Origin of the sequence: Sutterella sp., from assembly GCF_052272535.1 — a bacterium.
Lineage (GTDB): Bacteria > Pseudomonadota > Gammaproteobacteria > Burkholderiales > Burkholderiaceae_F > Sutterella.
Genome location: NZ_DAVZJY010000368.1, coordinates 1 through 1,223, shown reverse-complemented (window position 1 = coordinate 1,223; position 1,223 = coordinate 1). Strand labels below are relative to the sequence as shown.

At 72.1% G+C, this 1,223-nt stretch carries 1 protein-coding gene and 1 pseudogene; both read left to right on the top strand.

Annotated features, from left to right (window positions below; translation table 11 throughout):
• On the top strand, positions 1–500 hold a 500-nt coding region (locus ACT6Y9_RS11040; RefSeq protein WP_443744566.1), incomplete at its 5' end, for a TilS substrate C-terminal domain-containing protein.
• A gap of 68 nt (positions 501–568) precedes the next feature.
• Positions 569–1,223: pseudogene (locus ACT6Y9_RS11035) on the top strand (DEAD/DEAH box helicase); the annotation flags it as partial.

The window sequence follows — 1,223 nt, the reverse complement described above, 5'->3', positions numbered from 1 at the left end:
TCGCGCTTCCCGACTGGGGCGGCGAGATCGAGGTGATTCCCTGCAGAGGCGACGAACCGGGCATTGCGCGCTCGCGGCTCACCGCGAAGGGCGCTCAGCTCGAGACCCGGTCCACCAACGGCGCGGCGAAGCTCCGCCTCTGGGCGCTGCGGCCCGCCAAGGCCCTGAAGGACCTCTACGCGCAGGCGGGGATTCCGGCCTATGCGCGCGCGGATCTGCCGCGACTCTGGCTGAACGGCGAACTCCTCTTCGCCGCGGGCCTCGGCATGGACGTGCGGTTCTTCGACGATCCGGAGAAGTTCCCCGACCGCGTGCGGCTGCGCTGGCGCCCCGAGCATTCGCTCTGGGACGACCGCGCGGTGCCGAACTACGCCGAACTTCCCGACGCGGAGCGCCGGGCGCGTGAAGAGCGCGTGCGCGAGACGATCCTGCGCCTCGCTGAAAAGCGCGCGGCCGCGGCAAAGGCCGCGAAGCCCACGGGCGGCGTGAAGAAGCGCTGACGCTTCTGCCGGAGCCACTCCTTAGCGGAGGGCTCCGCAGGAGGGTCGTGCGGCGGGAGTGGACTTGCATGCTCGGACGGAAGGCTCAGATCGAGGTGCTCCGCTACTGGGAGGAGATTGAACTCCTCACTCCGCCCGACTACCGGGCCGAGGAGACGGAGCGGCGCTTCTGCGACCAGTGGTCGCCGGGGCGGCTCGCGGGCCTGGAAAAGGAGGCGCTCGAGCGCTGGCAGGCCGCGCGCCTTGAAGGCCCCGTCGACTGGTGCCCGCGGGCGCCGAAGTCCGTTCCCGCGCCGGAGGTGCCGTTCTTCACGGTCTACGTGGGGCTCGTTGAGAAGCGCGTGGTCTACGAGCGGCTAGTCGCGGAACTCTCCGCGGCGGGCGATGCGGGGCCCCGCGGCGGGGCGCTCGAAGCCGCCCTTTCGGCCTTCATGCCCGACGCGCCCGAGGATGCGGCGGCGCGCCCGATCCCGCAGGAGAATGCCCTTCAGACGGCCGTGGACCTGCACGGCACGACCTATCTCGCGCGGCTTCACCTCAATCCGTGGGGCAAGTACGTGGACGAAAGCTTCGCGGCCGCGGGATTCACCGGGGCGCTGAGGCACCTGCGGGCGCTCAAGAGCGCCGCGCTGCGCGTCGGCCCCGCGGAGGACGACCTCGTCGCCGGGGCGGAGCTGCGCCGCGTGCGGATGGCCCGGTGGGCGGACGCGGAAGCGCAGCGCG